At 37.8% G+C, this 24694-nt stretch carries 15 protein-coding genes and 1 pseudogene; all 16 read right to left on the reverse strand.

Features of this window, described 5'->3' with window-relative positions:
- Positions 1–28 precede the first annotated feature (28 nt).
- The 16 genes and pseudogenes from ACZ5R4_RS10305 to ACZ5R4_RS10380 all read right to left on the reverse strand — a co-directional run bounded on the left by ACZ5R4_RS10305 (position 29) and on the right by ACZ5R4_RS10380 (position 24483).
- A complete protein-coding gene (locus ACZ5R4_RS10305; RefSeq protein ID WP_464368440.1) occupies positions 29–2308 on the reverse strand; it encodes an Ig-like domain-containing protein in 2280 nt (759 codons plus the stop codon).
- Positions 2309–2681: 373 nt separating this feature from the next.
- On the reverse strand, positions 2682–3842 hold the full coding sequence (gene mmsB / locus ACZ5R4_RS10310) for a multiple monosaccharide ABC transporter permease (RefSeq protein ID WP_054860697.1): 1161 nt from the start codon (positions 3840–3842) through the stop codon (positions 2682–2684).
- A gap of 3 nt (positions 3843–3845) precedes the next feature.
- Positions 3846–5378: a multiple monosaccharide ABC transporter ATP-binding protein gene (mmsA, locus tag ACZ5R4_RS10315; RefSeq protein ID WP_464368441.1), complete on the reverse strand. Its 1533-nt coding sequence runs from the start codon at positions 5376–5378 to the stop codon at positions 3846–3848.
- A gap of 67 nt (positions 5379–5445) precedes the next feature.
- Positions 5446–6552 (reverse strand): multiple monosaccharide ABC transporter substrate-binding protein, encoded by a 1107-nt coding sequence (gene chvE / locus ACZ5R4_RS10320; RefSeq protein ID WP_277678444.1) that lies wholly within the window; start codon positions 6550–6552, stop codon positions 5446–5448.
- A 657-nt stretch (positions 6553–7209) separates the two neighbouring features.
- Complete coding sequence (locus ACZ5R4_RS10325; protein WP_109984746.1) at positions 7210–8409, reverse strand: response regulator transcription factor; 1200 nt, start codon at positions 8407–8409, stop codon at positions 7210–7212.
- Entirely contained in the window at positions 8406–10211 is a 1806-nt protein-coding gene (locus tag ACZ5R4_RS10330) for a cache domain-containing sensor histidine kinase (RefSeq protein WP_109984849.1), read from the reverse strand. The genes ACZ5R4_RS10325 and ACZ5R4_RS10330 overlap by 4 nt, the downstream gene beginning before the upstream one ends.
- Positions 10212–10232: 21 nt before the next feature.
- Complete coding sequence (locus ACZ5R4_RS10335; protein ID WP_181397554.1) at positions 10233–11231, reverse strand: substrate-binding domain-containing protein; 999 nt, start codon at positions 11229–11231, stop codon at positions 10233–10235.
- Between the two features lie 487 nt (positions 11232–11718).
- Positions 11719–13773: a beta-galactosidase gene (locus ACZ5R4_RS10340; protein WP_109984744.1), complete on the reverse strand. Its 2055-nt coding sequence runs from the start codon at positions 13771–13773 to the stop codon at positions 11719–11721.
- Between the two features lie 9 nt (positions 13774–13782).
- Positions 13783–14859 carry a glycoside hydrolase family 53 protein gene (locus tag ACZ5R4_RS10345; protein ID WP_109984743.1) on the reverse strand — a complete coding sequence of 359 codons (1077 nt, stop codon included), beginning with the start codon at positions 14857–14859 and terminating at the stop codon, positions 13783–13785.
- Positions 14860–14881: 22 nt separating this feature from the next.
- Complete coding sequence (locus tag ACZ5R4_RS10350; RefSeq protein WP_109984742.1) at positions 14882–15724, reverse strand: sugar ABC transporter permease; 843 nt, start codon at positions 15722–15724, stop codon at positions 14882–14884.
- Positions 15724–17031 (reverse strand): annotated as a pseudogene (locus ACZ5R4_RS10355) (carbohydrate ABC transporter permease). Before ACZ5R4_RS10355 ends, ACZ5R4_RS10350 begins: the two are co-directional and overlap by 1 nt.
- 76 nt (positions 17032–17107) lie before the next feature.
- Positions 17108–18388 carry a sugar ABC transporter substrate-binding protein gene (locus tag ACZ5R4_RS10360; RefSeq protein WP_109984741.1) on the reverse strand — a complete coding sequence of 427 codons (1281 nt, stop codon included), beginning with the start codon at positions 18386–18388 and terminating at the stop codon, positions 17108–17110.
- A 119-nt stretch (positions 18389–18507) separates the two neighbouring features.
- Positions 18508–19347 carry an AraC family transcriptional regulator gene (locus ACZ5R4_RS10365; RefSeq protein WP_109984740.1) on the reverse strand — a complete coding sequence of 280 codons (840 nt, stop codon included), beginning with the start codon at positions 19345–19347 and terminating at the stop codon, positions 18508–18510.
- 105 nt (positions 19348–19452) lie between these two features.
- Entirely contained in the window at positions 19453–20640 is a 1188-nt protein-coding gene (locus ACZ5R4_RS10370) for an ROK family transcriptional regulator (RefSeq protein ID WP_109984739.1), read from the reverse strand.
- Between the two features lie 73 nt (positions 20641–20713).
- A complete protein-coding gene (locus ACZ5R4_RS10375) occupies positions 20714–22738 on the reverse strand; it encodes an ABC transporter ATP-binding protein (protein WP_109984738.1) in 2025 nt (674 codons plus the stop codon).
- Positions 22735–24483 carry an ABC transporter ATP-binding protein gene (locus ACZ5R4_RS10380; protein ID WP_109984737.1) on the reverse strand — a complete coding sequence of 583 codons (1749 nt, stop codon included), beginning with the start codon at positions 24481–24483 and terminating at the stop codon, positions 22735–22737. Before ACZ5R4_RS10380 ends, ACZ5R4_RS10375 begins: the two co-directional genes overlap by 4 nt.
- Positions 24484–24694 lie beyond the last annotated feature (211 nt).

Raw genomic sequence — 24694 nt, forward strand, 5'->3', positions numbered from 1 at the left:
ATCAGCTAAATGGATGGAGAGCAGTACGTTACTTAATATTACCTTCCAATTGGATGTTTGAGAAGGTTGCTGTTGTGTAATGAACAAGATCATTCGGATTCTTTGCCCCATCGACGGCAAATCCGATATAAACTTTCTTCTTCATGTCTATCTCTTTTCTTCCTACCTCGATCCACTCATTTCCATTTGCAGAAGCATAACCGATGAATTCATTTCCCTCTCTTTCAATTTTTAACCAATAAGGAATAGTTGTATTTAATAAGGACGGGACACCATTTTCCTCTGGTCTATCATTCTCTCCAGGAGCCACAATGCTTTCTCCTTTAGTATCCCTTGAAGAAAAGTGTATCGCATATAATGTATCCTGACGATCTGCTTTTATGACAGAAGTACTGATCATCGCCGTTTTGGCATCTGGGCTTAACTGATCTCTAATCATTAAACCAGATATCGCATTATTGTTTCGTTTGGTGATGGATTCCACCTTAGCCGTTACCGATCCATCTCCTTCTAGCTTTTGATAGGCCAATTGAAAGGCATCCTTTTCCCCCATAATTCTTCCTGTTCCTTTTACCGTTAATAAACCATCCTTTATACTTGCATTGCCCTTCACCTCAACAGAGCCAATATCCTTTGATTTCCAATCACTTCGGTTTTTACTATTCACATAAATGGCAGTGGAGGTTGTTTGCGTCGCATTTCCTTCCTTATCTGTTGCCCTTGCTGAAACGAACCATGTTCCATCAGGAGCATCCTCCCATGTGAATGAGAAGGAACCGCTTGTCGCCTCTCCGATTTTTTCATCATTTTTAAAATACTCTACTTTTTCAATATTTTTCTTATCTTCAAGCTTTACATTAAATTGGATTTTTTTATGTGCTTTGTGGACACTATTTGCTTTTGGTGATACTAATTCCACAGAAGGATTTTCTGCTTCATGCTCCATATCTACAAGGGAATGAAGATAAAGCTCAAGATTAGAATACCCTGATTCTGTTATTAGTTTTCCATCCTCTGCGTTATCCGGGTCAAGACTGTTGGCTATTTCCCATTCATCCGGCATACCATCATGATCAGAATCTGTCGGAGGCTCCTCCGACTCCATTTCTGGAAATCCTCCAACCTCCCACTCATTATTAATGATACGTCCTGTTCCATTTTTTACATCATGGACGACTCTAGCATCGACTGCATCTCTTCGAGGTAATGTAGCACCAGCTCTTTCTAATACTAGATCATAGGCTTCTTCTGCTCGTTTAATATTCAATGTATCATGCCCTAATACAGGATATGGACTATCGCCAAAGGTTACATCCTCTTTAATATCCTCTACGCCTAACCAATTATTATTACTAACTTCTTCGTTGTCATGCATCACATTGCCATCAATATAGAACCAACCTGGCTCTCCATCTCTTCCGGGACTAATAATTCTTTGTTTTACTTGATCATAGGTTGCTGGACCAGGCTTATAATAATTGTTGATAATATTATTTTGTTGATTTTCCCCACCATACATGGAATTAAATCCCCAGTTATAAATAACATTATTCACTAAGTCTGCATGGGAAACTGGGTGCATTTCATTTCCCGTATTACCTAAAGCGGGGTTTCTACTAATATGTGTAGCAATTAAATTATTACTAAAGGTAGCATTTTCCCCACCCCATATTCCACCATATCCGTGACGGCCTTTAGAATGACCAGATATTAAAAGACTTTCGCTTATAATACTCCACTGTACCGTTGTATTTTCATTCCGATAGAAGGAAAAGGCTTCATCTATTCCCCAGCTTGCAGAAACATGATCTATGATCGCATCCTTAATATCTCTCCCACCAAATGCATCGAATTCCGTTTCTAGATTGTCGCTACCTGGTCTAAATCTCATATATCGGACGATGATATTTTCCGAGCCACCAATATCTGTTCCATATCCCGCAACTGTAATCCCTGCTCCTGGTGCAGTTTGACCTGCAATGGTAATGTTTTTTCGTTTAATTCGTAATGGTTGTTTCAAATGAATCGTACCAGAAACCCGAAAGACAATCGTGCGATTATCTTGGCTAACCGCATCTCTTAATGAACCTTTAATCGGTTCTTCTCCTTCTCCATAATCTTCTATTGTTGTAACTTCATATACATCCTGACCTCTACCACCTGATGTGTACTTCCCTCCCCCCTCCGCTCCAGGGAAGGCCAATACGTTTTCTGGATTTTCGCTTGTGCTAATTGCCTGCACGGAAACTCCATCAAGTATTAGGGAAAATGTAAGCAATAGCGTAATTATGAATATGAATTTTTTCATATTACCATTACCACCCTTTCTTAATGAATTTTATAGCTTGTCTTCATTTTATCAAGGAAAGGATTACATTTTTTCCTCTTTTTCGCGTTAAATGCTTACATTTTTGGGCTTTGAATTAGATACATGCTTTCTGCCAGTGGAAATGAATTTTTAAGAAGGGTTAATGCAGGCGGACTGAGGGGAGGATATCTTGCTTTCTTGTAGGGAGATCGCCAAGATATAAGTTGATATCTTGGTTATCTTGCTCTCCCGGGGGAAGATTGCCAAAATAAAAAGGGAAAGCTTGATAATACAAAAATCTGTAGTTTTACTAAAGTTATTCGTAAAAATTACGTCATCACACTAAAAAGCCCGCTTTCAAAGCGAGCCTTTTCTAACCTTTATTTTTATTATACACATCAAAGCCAACTGCAATTAAAAGAACCATCCCTTTGATCGCTTGTTGCCAGTCGATACCAACACCGATCAAGGACATACCATTATTCATCACACCCATTACTAATCCACCGACGATTGCTCCAATGACTGTACCAACACCACCTGCCATGGAAGCACCACCGATAAATACGGCAGCAATTGCATCTAATTCTAACATGTTACCAGCAGCAGGTGTGGCAGAATTTAGCCTTGCTGCGAACATTAGACCAGCTAACGCAGCTAGAAGCCCATTATTGACGAACACCCAGAATACGACGCGCTTTGTTTTAATACCGGATAGATCCGCCGCTTTTTTGTTTCCACCTGTTGCATAAATATGACGACCCATGATCGTATTTTTCATAATAAATGTGTAGACGATAATTAACACTATGACGATAACGAGAACAGTTGGAATACCTTTATTTAATGCTAATTGATACATAAACCAATTGATTGCTAGAATCAATAATGCTAGTTTTGCAATCGTGATCCATATTGGAATCACCTCAAAATTATATTGAAGCTGAATTTTTCTTTTTCGAAAATCCAAATAAATTAAAACGATGGATAAGACAGCGGATAACACTAACGTAAAAATATGAATGGATGCTCCACCAAATACATCTGGAATAAAACCACTACTTATTTTTTGAAAGGATTCTGGGAATGGCGCGAGAGATTGACCATCCAATAAATATAAGGTTAATCCTCTAAATATAAGCATTCCTGCTAAGGTTACAATAAACGATGGTATCCCTACATAGGCGACCCAAAAGCCTTGCCATACTCCAATCAGAGCGCCTGCTAACAGAGCGATAGCTACTGCTAGCCAAACGGGTACATTATTGTTAATAATTAAAACACCTGCTATTGCTCCAATAAAGGCAACGATCGATCCAACGGATAAATCGATATTACCTGTAATAATGACAAGTACCATTCCAATAGCTAATACAAGAATGAAACCATTTTGCAAGATTAAGTTCGTTATATTTAATGGTTTAAAATTCACACCATCTGTTAAGAACCAGAATAATGCGGTAATAAATACTAATGCAATAACCATTCCGTATTCGCGAATATTATTTCTAAATAAATGAATAAGTGTTTGCATGAACTAGTTCCCCCCTGTTCCGGTCATGAGATGCATAACATTCTCTTGATTTGCTTGAGCACTGCTTAACTCTCCTGTAATACGACCTTCATTCATCACATAAATTCGATCAGATAATCCTAAAACCTCGGGTAGCTCTGATGAAATCACTAAAACCGCTAAGCCTTCCTCAGCGAGTTCATTTATTTGTGAATAAATTTCGTATTTTGCACCAACATCGATACCGCGAGTTGGTTCATCTAAAATTAATATATTTGGTTCAGCGAAAATCCATTTACTTAATACTACTTTTTGTTGATTTCCACCACTTAAATTCCCTACAATTTGTTTTACACTTGGTGTTTTAATATTTAGCTTTTCTCGTAATTGCTGTGCTTCCATAATTTCTTTATTTTCATCAACAACCGATCCATTGGAGATCCTAGTTAAATTGGCTAATGTAATATTTCGCTTTATATCCTCAATTAAGTTCAGTCCATATGTTTTACGATCCTCTGACACATAAGCAATACCATGATCTATTGCTTGACTCACTGTGTTCACTTGAATCAGTTTTCCATTTTTGTATAATTCACCACTAATTTTTTTACCATAGCTTTTTCCAAAGATACTCATCGCAAATTCTGTACGTCCTGCTCCCATAAGCCCAGCAATTCCTACAATCTCCCCGCTGCGGAGATGTATATTTACATCCCGAATAACCTTGCGATCTGTCTGCTGTGGATGATAAACATTCCAATTTTTCACTTCAAAGATGGTTTCGCCAATCTTTGGTACTCTTTCTGGGAATCTGCTCGTTAATTCACGACCAACCATCCCTTTAATAATTCGATCTTCTGATATTTTCTCGTTTGTGGCATCTATTGTTTCGATCGTCTGCCCATCACGTAATACGGTAATCGAATCAGACACAGCTGAAACCTCATTTAATTTATGGGAGATTAAAATAGAGGAAATGCCTTGATTTTTTAATTCAAGTAATAGTTTTAATAAATTCTCACTATCGGTTTCATTTAATGCTGCAGTTGGTTCGTCTAAGATAAGAAGCTTAACATTTTTTGATAATGCTTTGGCGATTTCTACCAATTGCTGCTTCCCTACCCCTATTTCCATTACTAGTGTTTCTGGCGATTCCTTTAGGCCAACTCTTTCTAGGAGCTTTTTGGATTGGGCAAAGGTTTCCTGCCATTTAATCATACTTTTGGATTGGCGTTCATTTCCTAAAAAAATATTTTCTGCAATCGACAGAAATGGACTTAGCGCTAATTCCTGATGAATAATGACGATGCCTAATTCCTCACTTTGCTTGATATTTTTAAATTGGCATTCCTGACCTTCGAAAAGAATTTTGCCATCATACGTTCCATATGGATATACACCACTTAACACCTTCATCAGTGTTGACTTTCCTGCTCCATTTTCACCAACAAGTGCATGAATTTCACCTTGCTCCACTTGTAAATTTACATCGTCCAATGCTTTAACTCCAGGAAAGGTCTTTGTAATGCTCTCCATTTCCAATATATATGCAGACATGTCCATCACCTCTTTTATAAAAAAACATGGGGAATGAAGTGGCGAATTCACCACTTCATCTCCTTATTTATTGAAGCTCTTCTTCAGAGTAATAACCACTATCAATGACTACTTCCTGGTAATTGTCTATATCCACGGATACTGGTTCTACTAGATAGGTTGGAACCACTTTTACTCCATTATCATATGTTTCCGTATCATTCACTTCTGCTTCTTCACCATTCAGAATAGATTCTGTCATATTGACTGCGACAGCTGCTAGATCCCGAGTATCCTTAAAAACGGTTTGGGTTTGTTCACCCGCAATAATAGATTTGATGGAAGCAAGTTCAGCATCTTGTCCTGATATAACTGGTAATGATAGATCACCAGATCCATAGCCTACACCTTTTAAGGCTTGAATGACACCTCGACTAATACCATCATATGGTGAGAGCACGGCATCCACTGTTTCTCCACCAGAATAAGAGCTGCTTAGAATATTTTCCATTCGTGATTTTGCTGTATTTCCATCCCAACGCATGGTTGCTGCTTGCTCAAAGTCTGTTTGACCACTTTGAACAACCAATTTACCTTCATCGATATATGGCTGAAGGACACTCATCGCACCATCCCAGAAGAAATAGGCATTGTTATCATCTGGTGATCCGCCAAATAATTCAATATTAAAAGGACCTGCTTCTTCTTTTAAATTCAACGCTTCTTCTATATAGGATGCTTGTAACACCCCTACTTGAAAATTATCAAAGGTAGCATAATAGCTCACATGATCTGATTCCATAATTAAACGGTCATAAGCTATTACTTCTATTCCTTGATCATTTGCCTTTTGCAATACATTGGTAAGAGCAGTACCATCAATGGATGCGACTACTAAAACCTTTGCACCTTTTACAATCATGTTTTCTATTTGCTCGATTTGTTTATCTACATCATCTTCTGCATATTGAAGGTCTGTTTCATATCCAAGTGCCTCTAATTGCTCGACCATATTGTTTCCATCATCTACCCATCGTTGGGATGATTTCGTTGGCATCGCAACTCCAATTAAACCTGATTCGGATGACTCACCATCCTCTCCAGAACCACTGGACTTCTCTCCTCCACCACATGCCGCTAGTACTAATAGAAGACTAAACAAAATTGCAAGAAAACCTAATTTTTTTCTCTTCATCATTGAAACCCCTTTCAATATTAGAATGGATTATCGTTACAATCGTTAATATACCAATAATTAAAAGGAAAGGCTTTACACTTATTTAAACAGTTTTTATAAAATTTTAAACAAGTTCCTCAAAACTTTATTGAACTCCATTCTGATCATATGGCATGATTTATTTAGTTAAAATTTTCCAGTTTAAATAAACAAAAACTCAAGGGAATCTGTTAGGGGGACATACGAAGGAAACAGGGGAGCAATAATACATTGAGAATTATTAATAAAGGAAGAGAGGAATAATACCATGGCTCAGCTTTTGAAAGCATTTTCAACTGGCCTAAGTGTTCTATTTTTATATGTACTAACTGTTTTCATTGCACCAATCGTTATGTTGTTACTAGGATATTCCAACATTGTATCGAAGCCAACTCTATTAGGATCCTCTTTGTATATAATAGAAATAGAGGAAACTACCTTCTCTACGGAAGCAACCGGGTTTGGGTGTATTTTAGCCTTTCTCCTTGGGCTTTTGATATATTACTTGATGAAGCTTCTTTTAGGATTTAGGAGGGGCCAAGAGGCTAGATGAAACGAATGATAGGATCTACTCACGAATACATTATAGTTTTTATTCATGAGTAGACCCTACTGCTGATTGTACGATCACGTTTGCTATGACTTGATCATTTTATATTGTTTTGGAGAAACACCTTCCTTCTTCTTAAAGGCCGTACTGAAATAATGCTGAGAATCAAATCCTACTTTTTCGGCGATGTCTCGGATGTTTAAATCAGAGTCCTTCAGAAGCTCCTTTGCTCGACGTATTCGCATATTTGCGACAATCTGAACATATGATTGCCCGAGCTCTTGTTTGATCATCTTGCTTAAATAAACCGTGGAAACATGGAGGTTTTCGGCAACCAATTCTAGTGTTAAATCAGACCTACAGTAATTTCGGCGCATAATCGTTAACGCTTGTTTAACAATAGGGGAGAGGTGAATGTAGTTATTAATCTCGTTTTTGCACCTTTCATAGGCGACGATTAAATGCTGATAGTCACCATCCTCCACCCGCACCATCCCAGTATAGACCGTTTGGTTCAAGTATAGTTTGACTGCTTCCTCTATTGGAACAGCTATCTCCTTTGTCACATCCTCCCACACAAAGATCTGTAACCATTGAGATGAATCATGGATGATAACATTGACGGTGTCTGCTAAAATTTCTTCTGCTATGTTTTCAATAGCAGACAAATAGATCTTTCGGTCTTGGTTGGAAAGTAGATCATAATTTACTTGATCATTCGACCATTTAAGTAATACTAGCTGCTTTGGGACTGCTGTTGGTAATTGCAGAAACTCTAGCTGTGATTGTATTTCATTTGGTTGGAGACGATTGTGTATCCAATCAAAAAAGAATCGTTCCTTGAGCTGCGAATGGTTTTTCTTTATTTGCTTGGAGGCTTGCTCTAAATAAGCTTCTTGCTTTTCTCTCCTTTCTAAATCATTTTTAACTCCTTGTAATATATGGATCAAATTATCAGGGTTTACTGGTTTAAGAATATAATCCTCTACCTGTAAACGAATGGCTTCTTGCGCATACTGAAAATCATCATACCCAGAAATAACAATCATTCGACAATCTATTTCTGCTTTAATTTTTTTCATTGCCTCAATACCATTTAAAATTGGCATATTCAAATCAATTAACAAAATATCTATCCTATCGGCTAAGGCGATCTCAACCGCTTCTTCTCCATCCTCTGCTTCTCCTACGACCTCCATATCAAATTTAGCCCAGTCTACTGCTGTGCGAATACCATCTCGTATAATAAATTCATCATCGGCAATCAATACTTTCCATTTTGTCATGATGATTTCCCCTTTTCTGAATATTGCTCTCTAATAACAGGTAACAGAATCTCTACCCTTGTCCCTTTGGCTTTTTCGCTATCGATCGATAGCCCATACTTCTCTCCATACGTTAATTGTATTCTTGCTTGTACATTTAATATGCCGTAACCCTTTTTCTTATGACCATCCTCTACCTTTTCTGTCCTTTGCATAGCTTCTGCTAACGCCTGCTTCATATCATGAAGCTGTTCTATTGTCATCCCTGCACCATTATCTTCAATAATAATCAGAAGATCATCTCTCGCAATGCTAGCATTTATTAGGACAGTACCAGGACCTCTTCGTTCCTTTATTCCATGATAAATCGCATTTTCCACAATCGGCTGTAGGATAAATTTCAATGTATAAAAGGACCGAACTTGTGGGTCTATATTCATTTGATAATTTAGTTTGTCTCTATAACGTGTTTTTTGTATTTTTAAGTAGCTCTCAATATGCTCCATCTCTGCTGATACGGTAATAATATCGCGTCCTTTGCTTAGACCAATTCTAAATAACTTGGCTAAGGACTCGACCACTTCTGCAACATCTATTACATTTTGTTTACGTGCCATCCATTGAATGGTGTCCAATGTATTGTATAGAAAATGTGGATTAATATTTGCCTGCAAACTACGAAATTCCGCATCACGCTTTTGTCTTTCCTGTCTCTCTGTAACACGCATGAGCTCCAGCACTTTTTGAAGCATTGTATTAAAGCTCCTGCCGAGCAGCCCGATTTCGTCCTCCCTTTTTTCCTTGTAGCGAACGTGTAAATCTCCGCTTTCTGCCCTGCGCATAAATTTCATCAGATCAACGATTGGCTTTGAGATAGAACGTGATAAATAATAGCTTACTGGAATGCCGAAAAGCATAATGATAAAAATAAAGACAATCAAATAAAATCGGATTTCCCTTAATTCAAACAATGTTTCCTCTGCAGGAAAAACACCAACAGTTGTCCAGTCTGCAAAAGGGGAACGCTGATAAATAAATTGAATTTTTTCCTTGTTTATCGTCTTGGAAAAATTTCCAGAAGCTTGCCGATGAATCCAATCTAATGGTATATCTTTAACAATAGGCTGGTTCGGTAAATAAATATTCTTCCCTTTATTATCAACTACCATCAGATAACCGCTTTTACCAAGCTGAATATCTCGTGCTGTCTCGGCAATGACACGTAATTTTAGATCAATAAGAATAACTCCTTTTACCTCTTTTGTAAAAGGATCCATCACCGCACGAACTACAGATACAACATCCTCATTTTTATAATCCACAATCGAAATAAGCCTTCTTCCATCCGGTCTACCGATGATATGGAAAATACCATCACTTTCTACCGCCTCTTGATACCAAAAGCTTTGGGTTAAATCGATAACCGAAGGAGCATACAGCTCATTACTAATATACTCGCCATCTTTGTTTACTACCATGATGCCTGCAACCTCTGAAGTGATAGTCGTAAAGCTACGAAGATAACGTTGAAGCTCATACTTATTCTCTGCACCATCTGGTGAATCGAAAAACTGTTGAATCTCGTTATCGGAGGCAATCATATAGGTAATGCTTTGCATGTTATTAATGTAGAATTCAAACGTTTGGTTAACCTTGCTAATTAGTTGCATCGTGTTGTCATTCGCCTGTTCTTCTAGAACCCTTTCAACTGTCCAGCTTACGAGTAACCCTAGACAAAGAATGGGTAAAATACCAACTAATAAAAAATGTGTGATTAACTTATATCGAATCGGTATATTGTTTATTTGTGTCCATTTTTTCAAAATTTCCTCACCCATTCTCTATCATTCATTTGGATAAAATGCTTCTACATTTTCCTGCGTAACAATCGTGATACCAGTATCTACATAACGCGGTAAGCTCCTACCTACCTCCATGTTCTCTGCCAAGCCATGCTGCAGATGGAATAAGTATTGCAAGGACCAATATCCCATCTTCCAGGTTCCCTGTGCCAGTGTAGCAGAAATAACCCCTTCATCCACCATATCTAATGTACCCTTGTCCGTATCAAAGCTGATAATGTGTATTTCCCCTTTTTTTTGCTGCTCCAATATCGATTGTCCAACGCCGACTCCTCCGTTTGCTTCTGAGGCAAAGACTCCTTTTAAATTAGGAAACTTTCCGATCATTTCATCCACTACTTCTTTGGAAGTCATTTGATCTCCTCTACCATCTTGAATGGAAACGATATTCATTTTTGGGTATTCCTTTGCAATAGTTTCTCGGAACCCTTTTGTTCGTTCTTTATGATTTAATTGTTTAGGATGTGTAACAATTCCAATTTCTCCTGCGCCATTTAATAATTCCGCCATTTTATGGGCTGCCGTCACTCCAGCATAATAATTATCAGTCCCTAAAAAGGAAAACACCTTACTCTCAGGTGCATTTGAATCAAATGCAACAATTGGAATCCCTGCCTCAACCGCTTTGTTTATTACATCATTTAATGCATCAGGATCCATTGCCGAAACAGCAATACCAGCAGGCTTTTTCGCAATAACTTGTTCTAAAACGGTTATTTGTTCATTCACATCATATTGTGTGGCACCACGATATTCTACCGATACATTCAATGCCTCTGCCGCATCCTCAAATCCTTTCAATGCCCTTTTCCAGTAATCAATTCCTGATTGGAAGGTGACCATTACATAATTTTCATCAATTGTCCCTCGTAATTCATGCTCTGACCATTGATTATTGGAGGTGTTCTCTGATTGATACTGATAGACATAGACGACAAATACACCAATTAGAATGAGATAAACGAATAATAATTTCCTCAATATTGTAACCCCTTTCATAAAAATAGGGAGTTTTACCTATTTTCTAGTTCTCCTTTTATAGTATAAAGATTCCTATTATTATTACAACACCTTTTTGAAAACCTTTTCCATAGCGTGTGTTTCCTATAATGGAGGAAAACTTTTCAAGCTTAATGATGTGAGGAGGTTGTTTCTCTATAGTCCCAATACAATAGACATTCCAGCGTGCTTCTGACTCTTCTGACTTCTGTCTGTTCCATTTAATCCGATATCAGACATTTCCACGTGCGCCTAGCTTCGTTCTGTCCAATATATTCAAATATAGGACGGTTCAACGAGGATCTGCCTCGAATCAGTCCCATAAATGTTGAAATATTCTTTATCGACATTTGATTGTATTGGTTGATCATTAAAAATGCGTTCTTTTTAAAACAAGCTTCACCATAATTCTTTCAACAAACTTTAAAAAAAGAGTACCCTCACATTGAGAGTACCCTTTTAAAATAAACTAATTTTTTAATATCTTTACACTAAAGCCATCCAGTGTTACTATCCCTGTAAGTTCTTGATCATTTAACAGATCCTGATACCTGTTATCTGCTAGATCAACACTTTTAGTTTGATTAGAAAAATTCATAAGAAAGATAAATTCCTTCTCTCCATCTGTACGAACCTGTGCACTTACACCCTTTGGTAAACTACCATCAAGTGCTTTTTTCAATCCTAATTGTTTCGCCAAATTACTATAGAAGGCTTGGTGGAAGGACGAATTATTTCTTGAAGCAATATAATACGCTTCACCTTCTCCAAATTGATTCACTGTCAATGCGGGCTTACCCGCATAAAAATCGTTCGTATATTGTGCAATTGCTTCTGCGCCTTCTAGTTGAATGAGGTCACAAAGTTCTTTTGCCTCAAACTCACCTTCCAATCCGAAGCGATTATTTCCGATTGTTTCCACCTTGTTCACTTCACTGTCATAGAGACTATCAATTTCCTCTGACCATATGCCTAGTGTTTTACGCAATGGACCTGGAAACCCGCCAAGGAAGCAGAGATCATTTTCATCTACAATTCCAGACCAATACGTCGTGACAAAGGTTCCACCATTTTGAACAAATTTCTCTATTTTCTCACCGACACCTTGCTTGACCATATAAAGCATTGGCGCTATAACAAGTTTATACTTTGACAAATCTCTGTCCATATCAATTACGTCTACCGCAATTCCTTGCTCCCAAAATGCTTGATAGTGCTCCCTAACCGTCTTTTCGTAATGAACACCACTATTTCTTGGGCCCTGTGAATCCTTTACTGCCCAACGATTTTCTGTGTCAAATATAATCGCTACTTCCGCATTCACCGTTGTTCCTACGATCTCATCAAGTCTGGATAAATTCCCTCCAAGCTCCGATACTTCTTGAAATACACGTGTATTTTCATGTCCAGCATGATCTACAACAGCTCCATGAAATTTTTCACTGGATCCTCTGCTTTTCCGCCATTGGAAATATTGAACAGAATCCGATCCGTGTGCGACAGCTTGTAAAGAAGAAAGGACATGCATTCCCGGTTTCTTCAATTTACTAATAGGCTGCCAGTTCGTTAAGCTTGGTGTACTCTCCATTAATAGGAATGGCTTTCCACCCTTCAGAGAGCGAAACATATCATGATTCATTGCTGTCCATGCTGCAAGATTCGATTCATCCTGCTCATCATGCCAGGTTGGATAAGAATCCCATGATACGATATCTAAATCATCCGCAAATTTCGCATAATTTAGTCCTTCAAATGCCTCCATAAAATTGGCGGTTGCAGGTAGATCTGGATTCGCCTTTTTCAATGGCTTGATTTCATGGCGATAAAAATCTAGCGTTTGATCTGTTACAAACCTTTTCCAATCTAAGTTCTGACCATGTACCATTGTTTCGCCATGAGGTGCTGGAGACTCTACCTGGGACCAGCTAGTATACGTATGACTCCAAAATGTTGTCCACCACGCATCATTGAGTGCATCTAAAGTTTGATATTTCTTTTTTAACCATTCTCTAAAGGCATCTTGGCAGTAAGAGCAATGACATTCTCCACCATATTCATTGGATATATGCCAACCGATTACAGCTGGATGATGTGCATATCTTTCTGCGAGCTTTGTGTTCATCATCGTAGTTTTCTCACGATATACTGGTGAAGTGAAGCAATGGTTATGGCGCATTCCATGGAGATTGCGGACACGATTAGCCCCTACCCTAAGCACTTCTGGGTATTTCTCTGACATCCAAGCAGGCCTTGCACCTGTCGGGGTTGCTAAAAAGGCATAGATCCCGTTTTCGTGAAAAGTATCTAATAATCGATCCATCCATTCAAAATTAAACTTGCCTTCCTCTGGTTCTAGCTTTGCCCAAGAGAAAATCCCCACAGACATCACATTACAATTAGCAAGCTTCATTAAACGAATATCTTCTTCTAAAACTTCTGGATACTTTTCCCATTGCTCTGGGTTATAATCAGCACCATGTAGCATTTTTGGTATTTTCTCACTCACTGGATTGAATTTCTTCATATGATCACCTTACTTCTCTGTATTTTTATCATAAAAGGCATCCAAGCCTATTAATTTATTTCCCTCGTAATCGAATAAGGTTAAGTGGGACCAATTGTTTTCATGTCCTACTGACCACTTCTCTTTACTAGGAATCCAACATGGCTCCCAATAGTAAAAACCTCTACCTAATTGTCCAGGAACGTTTTTTATCGTTTCGATTAATTTAGTTAGATAGGCTTTTTGGCCTTCTGGTGTAGCAGGATAGCCATCTACCAGATATTTTCGAATGTCCGGTTCATTATCTACTTGTGGCAAGTCAGCTGGCACCGTCCACGGATATGCGACCTCTACAACGATAATTTCCTTTTGATATCTATTGGCAACATCCTCTAAATTCGTAACGAAATCTTGATAAGGACCATGCCACCATGGATAATAGGAAAGTCCGATAACATCATACTCCATAGATGCATCTACCATCTTGTCAAAAAATTTACGAGTCCCCTCATTGTCTCCGCCTCGATCAATATGAATCATCGTTTCTACTTGTTTCTCATTTGTTGCTTCTTTGACCCCTTCAAGCCCCGCCCTAATTAAGGCAATAATTCCTGCCCATTCTTCTACTTCTACTCCGTTTTTTTCTTTATATATTTTCCCATCGTCCCAGAGCATACCATTTGTTATTTCATTTCCAATCTGCACCATGTCTGGTAAAGCCTTCGCAAGACTCAATTCATGCATCACATCATAGGTATACCTTTTCACTTCCTCTGTAAGTTGTGGAAAGGTTAAAGCTTGCCATGCCTTTGGCTTCGTTTGTTTACCTGGATCTGCCCAATAATCGGAATAATGGAAATCTAGTAGAAAATGCATGTTATATTCCTTTATCCGTTGCGCCATTTTTATCGTCCGCGCTATATTACAATATCCCCCTGAAGGTGTATGCCATAAGCGAAGGCGTACCGTATTCACACCAGATCGATGTAATAAATCTATCACATCAACGGAATGACCATTTTCGTAATAAACCCCACCTTCACTTTCTACCTCATCGACAAAGGATAGGTCTACACCCTTTAGAAATTCTTTATTTTTTTCTGTCATCATTTATTCCTCCAAGCTTTATTTAACCTTTTGTACCACCAGCAGTTAAGCCTGAAATCAGGAAGCGTTGTAGGAATAAGTAAACAATCGCAACTGGTACTGCTATTAAAATAGCCCCTGCTGAAAATCTAGTAAAATTGTTTGAAAATTGATCATTTATAAAATTAAATAACCCTAATGCTATCGTGTATTTTTCTGGGCTATTTAATATGATTGATGGCAAGATAAAATCAAACAATGGTGTCATAAAATTAAACAGTGCTACTACGGCCAGAATAGGCTTCGCAAGTGGTAGAATAATTCGAACAAAAACCGTAAAATGTCCTGCACCATCAATTCTAGCTGCCTCATCTAGTTCTCTTGGAATCGTATCTAAGTAACCTTTTACTAACCATGCATTAAACGGAATCTGTCCTCCAATATAAATTAAAATTAATCCCGTTAATGTATCCAATAATCCAATTAGATGTAAAAAGATATATAAGGCTACCATCGCCATCATGACCGGAAACATCTGTAATATTAAAAAAGTGTAGAGTCCTGATTTTTTCCCAACGAATTGATATCGTGAAAAGGAAAAAGCAACAAATGAAGTCATAATCACCGAAAATAGTGCCGCACATCCCGAAACAATCATGCTATTTTTATACCAAAGTAAATAATCACTATTTGGATCTGTAAATAACCATTTATAATGCTCGAGTGACCAATTCTCTGGAATGATGGAAGCAGAATACAGACTATTTCCTGGATTCAGAGACATCCCAAATGCCCAAACAAGGGGATAAATGATGATAACAGCCATCAAGCCAAAAATCGTATATATACCTGCTACTTCTAGTTTTGACTTTACCTTTGGATTCATTACATGTTCCCCTCCTCTTTAAATGAGCTTGTTCTTCTGAATTGGAAAATCGCAAAAATCGAAACGATCAAACCGATAATTAAGGAAATAGCTGCAGCCATACTATAGTCATTTGTTTCAAAGGTTAATTTATATACCCATGAAATAAGAATGTCCGTTCCTCCGGCATTCTGACCTTGCACTGCTGGTCCACCTTCATTAAATAAATAAATAATATTAAAGTTATTAAAATTCGTTGTATATTGAATAATTAATAGTGGTGCTGTTGCAAATAAAACATGTGGTAAGGTAATGTGACGGAATTTTTGCCAACGAGTTGCTCCATCCACCTCTGCTGCCTCATACCATTCAGAGGATATACTCTGAAGCACACCTGAAAATAATGCAAAAACAAAAGGATATCCCAACCATGTTTGAATAAGAATTAAAACAATTTTCGTATAGAAAGGATCTGTCAGCTAAGGTAAACCTTCGCCACCTATCAAAGGAATAATGATATCCTGGTTTATCGCTCCGAATTCATCGTTGAACATTGCTGCAAAAATTAAGATCGAGACAAATCCAGGAACGGCCCATGGCAAAATTAAAATAGTTCGTATCGTTTTCTTAAATTTAATTCGTTTGTCATTGACTAATACTGCAAGAATTAATCCAACAACGATTTGAAACGAAGTTGCCACTATCGTCCAGACAATTGTCCATGTAAATACACTTGCAAAGGTATTTTTCCAGATATCTACCGTACCTAGGTCTAAGAAATTGCTCAGCCCAACCCACTCCACGAGATTTCTTGGAGGAGAATTATACAAGTCATAATTTGTAAAGGCTAATGCAATGGCAAATAGTAACGGAAAAACAACCGTAAAAATTAATAGGATTAACCCCGGAGCTGTCATAATATAAGGAAAAGCTTTATCATATCCGTTTTTTACGGCCTGTGAAAATGTCGGTGGCTCCCAGCCATTGTTCAATTTGATTGCTTGCTTTCTAGCATCTAGTACGTTAAAAACATAAAAAGTAACCGCAAATGCTAGTAAAATCAATGCGACAATTCCATAGACTAATAAAAATATAGAATGGTCCACACCTGGTATCGTTCCTAATGTAATAATCCCCCATAAACCTAGCCATAGAAAATCAAAAGTCGCTACAATAAAGGCAATTTCCAATACAATAAAAGAAATTCCCTTTATATAACGCTTGTTATATATCTGGCCTAATCCTGCTAGGAGAATCGATAACACCATCGCAATGGTAGGATTAAGCTTTTTTTCTTTCATTTCAATACTAGCTTCATTACTAGGCATCAAATCCACCTCTTTCGTCTTACTAGCTTTAGAAAAATGGAGAGTGGAAAAGAATATCCTTTCCACTCATTTATCATTACTGTGATGCAGATGCGGCAATTTTGTCTTTAATGGATTGCACTGTTTCTGGAACAGCTTCCTCTACTTTTGCACCATTATTGATCAATTCGATTGCCGTATCCATATCCCATACTGGGGACATTTCAGGAATATTAGGCATTAGTGTACCGTGTGGAACTTGTTCTGTATAACCTGCATACATCGGATCGTTCACTGCATCCAAAATCTCTGGTCTTGGTGGTAATTCACCTGTTACATCAAAGTAAACTTGTGAATTTTCATCATTTGTCATAAACTTCGCAAGATCAGCTGCCCATTCTTGATTATCACTAAAGTAGGATACTAACCAAGACTTAACACCTACAAAGGAAGGAGCAACTTCTCCATTCATTTTCGGAAGTGGTGCAGTAGCTACATCTTCTCCTAATGCTTCCTTATAGATCGGCATATTCCACGGACCACTGACAACCATCCCTACTTTTCCTTCTTTGAAAAGACCATCAAGTATGTCTACAGTCAATGTCTTAGGAAGTAACCCTGCATCAATAAACTCTTTATACTTGTTCAATCCTTCGATTGATCCTTCATTGTCTAAACCAATATCAGTTGGATCATATACACCATTTTCCTCACCGAACACATACCCTCCGTAAGCATTCATAAAGGAATAGAGATAATAAAATTCTGGTGAAATAAGAAATCCATATTGATCTTTACTTGCATCTGTTAGTTCTTTTGACATATTAAACACATCTTCAATCGTTTCTGGAGCTTCATCTATTAAACTTTTATTATAGAAAGTAAAATAGGTTTCGATTGCGACAGGAGCACCGTAGATATCGCCATCATAAGTAAAGGCATCCATGGCAACGTCTGTAAATTGACCCTTTTCTTCGTCAGTGTATTCTATCGGTACAGCAAGACCTTGGGCAACGATATCACCTAAAGAATCCTGTGGCTGGAAGAACAAATCTGGTCCATCTCCAGTTGGTCCGGCTAAAGCTAATTCTTGAACCTGATCTGGTATGGCAACCCTTTTATATTCGATTTCAATACCTGTTTCTTCGGTATATTTTTCAAACATTTGCTTGGAAACATCTTCTGCAATATCTTCATCATTTATCCAAACAACTAGTTTTTCAGGCTTGTCTGATTCCCCTGATTCTTCCGAATTATTTTTACTTTCATCTGTTCCGTTTGCTTCCTCTGCCCCTTCTCGTTCTGGAGCACATGCTGCTAAAAGTAGTACAAATGACACAATTAATAATAAACCCCATAAAGTTTTGTTTTTGAACAACTTCATGACCTCCTTAATAAATTATTTTAATTATCTCTCTACAGCTTATTATAAAGCGATTTCAGAATTAATTATATATTAAATTATTCTAACTTACTTTCAAAAAACAAACCTGCATCCTATTGATGCAGGTTTCGATACATACTAGGTGTAACTCCTTCTCTTTTCTTAAAGGTTGTGACAAAATGGCTAACCGCATTAAAGCCAACCTTTTTCGCAATTTCCTTTAGCGATAGCTCTGGATTGGTGATTAAAATTCTTTTTGCTTCCCTTATTCTTAATTGCACTAAGAAGGAATATGGACTTATGCCAAAAGTATCATGAAACATCGTATTTAGATGTTGTGAGCTTACCTTTGCTTTTTCCGAAATCTCCATTAAGCCAATATCTTGTGGGTATACTTGTTCTAACCATTCTACGATATATCTAATTTTCTCAAACGACTGCAAGATCGATAGCTGATTATTCACTTTCCCAAATTTTTTAAGATGCATTAAAAATTGATACAAATCAGCTGAAGTTTCGTAGGCTAAATGATGTGGGGCATCATCATTGACAAGCTTCTTCAATATATTCTCAATATGAAGAGGAAATGATATATTATCAGTTTCTTCGTAAAAGGCAGAATAGTTCATATCAAGAGAATTAAGGATCGGATCAATCGCGGCACCTGTAAAAGTAATATAATAGGTTTCCCAAAGCTCCTCTGCATCATGGTCAGAGTAATACTTATGTGGCGTATATGGGGTTAACAATACTCCTTTTCCAACAGGTAGTGAGAAGGTTTGATTAGCCAATTCAATCATCCCTTCCCCTTTCACTGTTTGTAACCAATGATAGTAAGGATAGCCTTCTGGACGATCAAAGTCTAGCTCTTCAGGGTTATAGCCAATACTCTCGATATATAAAGGCAAAGGGTTCTCCGAAATAGAAAAGGTATATCGTAATTTCTCCGTCAATCGTAACAACTCTTTTCATTAAGATTTGTTCTAAACACTCACTATTATAGGACATTTTACTCATTAATGAAAGGAAGTTCTAACATTTCAGCACCTATTGATTAGTTATACATTCGGTTCAAAAAGTTCACTTAAAACGAGTCCAACCGCACCTAAGGAAGACCCATAATCCCCTAATGTAGAAATCGTAACAGGAGTGTTCTGCGCTTTTTCTGATATAGCCCTTTTTCTAATTGTTTCCGTTATTGGCGCTAAGAGGTGCTTACCAGCTTTGGAAACTCCACCACCGATAATAATCTTACTCGGGTTCGAGATATGGATAAGGTTCGTAAAGGCAATGCCGAGATAGACTCCTGTTTCATATAATAACTGCTTCGCTAAAACATCTTCCTGTTCCGCTGCTTCATAAACTTTTTTGGCAGTGACTATTTGGTGCTCCGCCAGTACACTTTTCTCTCCATGTTTCAATAATTCCATCGCTCTATCGGCTATTGCTGGACCTGAAGCTAGTGTTTGTAAGCAGCCCTTGTTACCACATGTACATCTCTTGCCATTAATATCAATCATCATATGACCAATCTCACCAGCTATACCATGCTCTCCATTGTAGACTTTCCCGTTAATCACCATACCAGCACCGATTCCACGACCAACATTTACTGCTACCATACTTTTGTATGATATTTGATTGTCATCAAACCATGCCTCTCCGAGGGCGAGTGATTTTGCATCATTTTCTACCTTTACTTCCATATCAAAGGTAGATTCTAGATGTTGTTTAATAGGAATGTTTCGTAGTTGTAAATTAGGGGCAAAAATAGCCAATCCTGCTTCAGAATCTACTACCCCGTGCATAGCTACTCCGATTCCGATAAACTTTAATTGAGAATTTTGTTCGATCAATTGCTGCACACCATGTGTGAGAAGCTCAAGAAATTTTGTTTCATTTATTGGATTTCCGATCTCTCTATCAATCTTATCTACTACATTTCCTGACAGGTCAGACAAAATAAATAAGATATTACTAGGCCCAGCATCAATCCCGATAATGTGAAAACCTGTTGTATTTAATACAAGCATGGTTGGTTTTCTCCCACCTTGGGATTCTCCTAGCTCACTCTCTTTAATCAATTCCTGATCCAAAAGCTCTTTCACGATTGTTCCAACAGTTGGTGGTGTGAGCTCCGTTTCTTTAGCAATTTGAGCCCGCGAGATAGAACCTGATGTCCGTATTTTGTTTAAAATGATTGCTTTATTTAAGGATTTCATCCATTGAAAACTGCCGCGCTGCATGCTTTTCCCCAACTTTCTTAAGATACTTCATTAAGTATAACATGGTTCCGCTATCGCTTCATCTCGTAAATGTTTATGAAGCATTTTCGTTGTTTCTACCTAGCTGCATTTCATACATCTTGAAGTATTCTCCCTCAGCTTCTAGGAGTGATTGGTGGTTCCCCGTCTCTATGATTTGCCCATGTTTCAATACAAAGATTTGATCAGCCTGTTGGATAGTGGATAATCGATGCGCAATAATTAAGGTCGTTCTCCCTTCTTTTAAAACTTCGAGAGCCTCTTGAATAAGCCCTTCTGTCTCTGTATCAATATTCGCGGTCGCCTCATCTAGGATCAAAATCGCTGGATCAAAGGCAAGCGCTCGTGCAAATGATAAGAGCTGTCGTTGACCTGTTGAGAATTCATTTCCTTTTTCTTTTACAGGTTCTTCATATTTTCGTGGAAGTTTTTCAATAAAACGATCAGCTCCTACTGCTTTTAATGCTTCTATTGCTGTCTCCTTACTAATAGAAGGATCATTCATCGTTATGTTAGATAGAACCGTACCAGTAAAAATAAATGGATCTTGTAATACAATGCCAATATGCTGTCTTACTTGTTGCTTGGCGTAGGTTGTCGTATCTTCCCCGTCAATAAGTATGCGTCCATTTGTTGGATCATAAAATCGGAAAAGCAGATTCATAATCGTACTTTTTCCAGATCCAGTGTGTCCTACAAATGCAGCCGTTTCCCCTGGCTTTATATTAAAGCTAATTTTCTTTAGTACATACTCCTCTTTTTTATACGCAAAAGAAACATTTTCAAATTGCACCTCACCGTGATAACGAGAGATTCGACGATCATTCATGTCCTCTGTTTTTTCATCGAGTAAATGGAATACTCTACTTCCAGAGGCTCTGGCCTGTTCCAATTGCTCAAGCTGACTTACGATTTGATTGACTGGTTCAAATAAACGGGTCAATAAGTCCACTAACGCATACAGTAAACCAGCGGAGGCAATAGTTACTCCATCTAATGCGTGGGTACCAAAATATAAGATAAATGCAACAAATGCTATATTTCTTAATAGATCTACTAAGTTAAACGAAGACATCGCATTAAATGTGTTCATCTTTGTTTGATAAGTGCATTGCTTTTCATTCAAAACCTCAAACTCTTGTCGCATTCGCTCAGTCTGATCATAAGCTTGAATAACAGTCATTCCTTGGATCGATTCATTGATATTTGCATTAATATTACTGTTTGTTTCTCGAATGATACGATTGTAATGGCCTCCAATTTTTTTGTATACCTTCATCCAAATATATAGAATCGGGACTAATACTAAGGAGATCAACGCCAATTGAACATCTAAGAGAAATAAGGCAACATAAATACCAAAAATATATATTATCCCAGAGGCAAATACCTCTAACACTTTCACATATAATTCTCGTATTGCTTCTGTATCATTTGTCACTCTTGCTACGATTTTACCTGCTGGTTGATCCACAAAGTATTGGATTGGTAGCCTTTGGATATGATGAAAAACATCCTTACGCATTTTTTGAATAATACGGTTGGAAGCATATTGTAATAAATAAGTTTTATAATATACAAAGATGGAAGCGAGTAAGATGAGTGCCATATAGAGGACAAGTAACCAGATGACCGGTTTCATCTCTCCTTTGAAAAAAGCGAAAACTTCCGTAGCCGATAATTTCTCTCCAGCCACTTCTATGCTTTCCTCTTGATATGCTAATGTGACTGCGGAACCATTTACATCTTTGATCGTGGATTGTAATGGAACCTTTCCTTCTAATAAATAAAAGGTTAATCCATCCTGAAATAATGTCACATCAGGTGTTGGATTCTTACCTTTTGCTCTGTCTACTCGGACATAATGCTTTCCCTCCAAATCAACACCATCTTGACTGTCTGTGATAACATAATGATTTTCTACACCGACTATATGCTGATCAATTAGTCGCTTAGCGATAAACGGTCCACTTAATTCAAATGCTACGGCAAACATTAAACAGACCAATCCAATAATAATTGTCTTCTTAAAATAAAGCGCATATTGAAATAGTCGCTTTTCTGTTGTTTGTTTGTTCATGCCGTTTCCCCTCCCTTCATTTGCTGGATTAGAAATTGGTGATAATACCAACCATGTTCAAGCATCAGCTCATCGTGTCTTCCTTGCTCCTTTATTTGTCCGTCTTCCAAGACCAATATTTGATCGGCATGCTTTACAGCAGATAGACGGTGCGCCACAATAATCGTTGTTTTCCCTGCACGTTCTTGTTTTAAATGTTTAATAATATTTGCTTCGGTTTTTCCATCTACTGCCGATAAGGAGTCATCTAGAATTAAAATTTCCGGATTTTTTATTAAGGCTCTCGCCAGCGAAACCCGTTGCTTCTGTCCACCTGACAGGGTGACACCACTCTCCCCGACAAGTGTCTCTAAGCCTTGAGGTAAATTCTCGATATCCTCTAGTAGGGATGCAGCCTCTAAGATATGCTGTATATCCTTCTCCGTCGCTTCCGCATGACCGAACATAATATTCTCTCTTACCGTTTTCGAAAATAAAATATGATCCTGTGGTACATAACCAATCCAGCCTCTTGTTTTCTTTAAGGCAATCTCTTCAATAGGTGTACGATTGATAAAAAGTTTCCCTTCTTTAGCAGGCGGATACTCTCTCAAAAGCTGCTTGACAAGCGTTGTTTTACCCGCTCCAGTCATGCCTACAATACCAATAGTTTCACCCTTTGTTATTTCAAGATTAATATTCTTCAAGTCTATAGCATCTGTTTCTGGATATTGAAAAGAAAGGTCTTGAAACACGATGTTCTCTGGTGCTTTAACCTCTATTGGTTTTGAAGGATCCTTTACATCCGCTTTTTGTTCAAGTACATTTTCAATTCGATCCAGTGATGCATTCCCTCGTTGCATTACATTAATTAATTCTCCTACTGCAAACATCGGCCAAATTAGCATTCCTAAATACACATTAAAGGTGACGAGCTGCCCTATCGTAATATCCCCATGAATAACTAGATAAGCACCATAGCCTAACCCAATGGTGTAGGATAAACCTACTAATATTTTGATAGTTGGTTCAAAAAGCGCATCTAATTTTGCAACTGCAATATTTTTTTGAAAAACTTCCTCTGCTTTTTCATTAAAGCGATGTTCGTCTTGTTTTTCTTGGGTAAATGCTCGAATAACACGTACACCTTGGATCGATTCCAACGTATTATTATTTAATTCACTAAACAATGCTTGTGCCTTCATAAACCTTGTATGGATCTTGGCACCGTATTTTTGCATTATTAATGCCATAACAGGTAGAGGAATTAAAGCAGCAAGCGTTAATTTCCAATCAATCACAACAAACATCACCCCAATGATGAATGCCATAAAAACCGTTGAATCGATTAGTGTTAAAATCCCAAATCCAGCTGTTGTCGCCACTGCTCGTAAATCATTCGTAGACCGTGCCATTAAATCTCCTGTACGGTAACGACTATAAAAGGATGGCGTCATTTTCATAAAATGATGCATTAGTTTTGAACGTAATGTTCTCTCTAAAAATATCGCTCTTCCAAACAACGTATGTCCCCAGAAGAAGGATAAGAGATAGATCACGACTAATAAAATGACAAACAGCCATGTCGCTTGCGCTAATGCTTGATAGCTAAGCTGATTCGTCTGAATGGCATCAATAATATCTCCCACAATCATAGGTGGAATGATAAATAATAAGCTTGATGTCGTCAGTGCGAGAATAGCAAGTATGTAACGCACCCATTGTTCTTTAAAATACCATGATAATTTTTTCATTACACTAAACATTGTTACTCCTCCTCATCACATTAGCTAACTACCTCCATAACGATCCTCCCATTCGAGTTCCTTCATATTATCCACCCCTTTCTGATCACATGAAACAATCTCTTGTATCGATTAGAAAAACACTCGCATTCGCTCGTCTTTTAGCGGATGCGTTAGCTTTTCTTATACTTTGGACTTCAAAATTTTCGCTTCATCGCTTTACTCCCTGCAA

The organism is Gracilibacillus sp. JCM 18860, assembly GCF_055395245.1.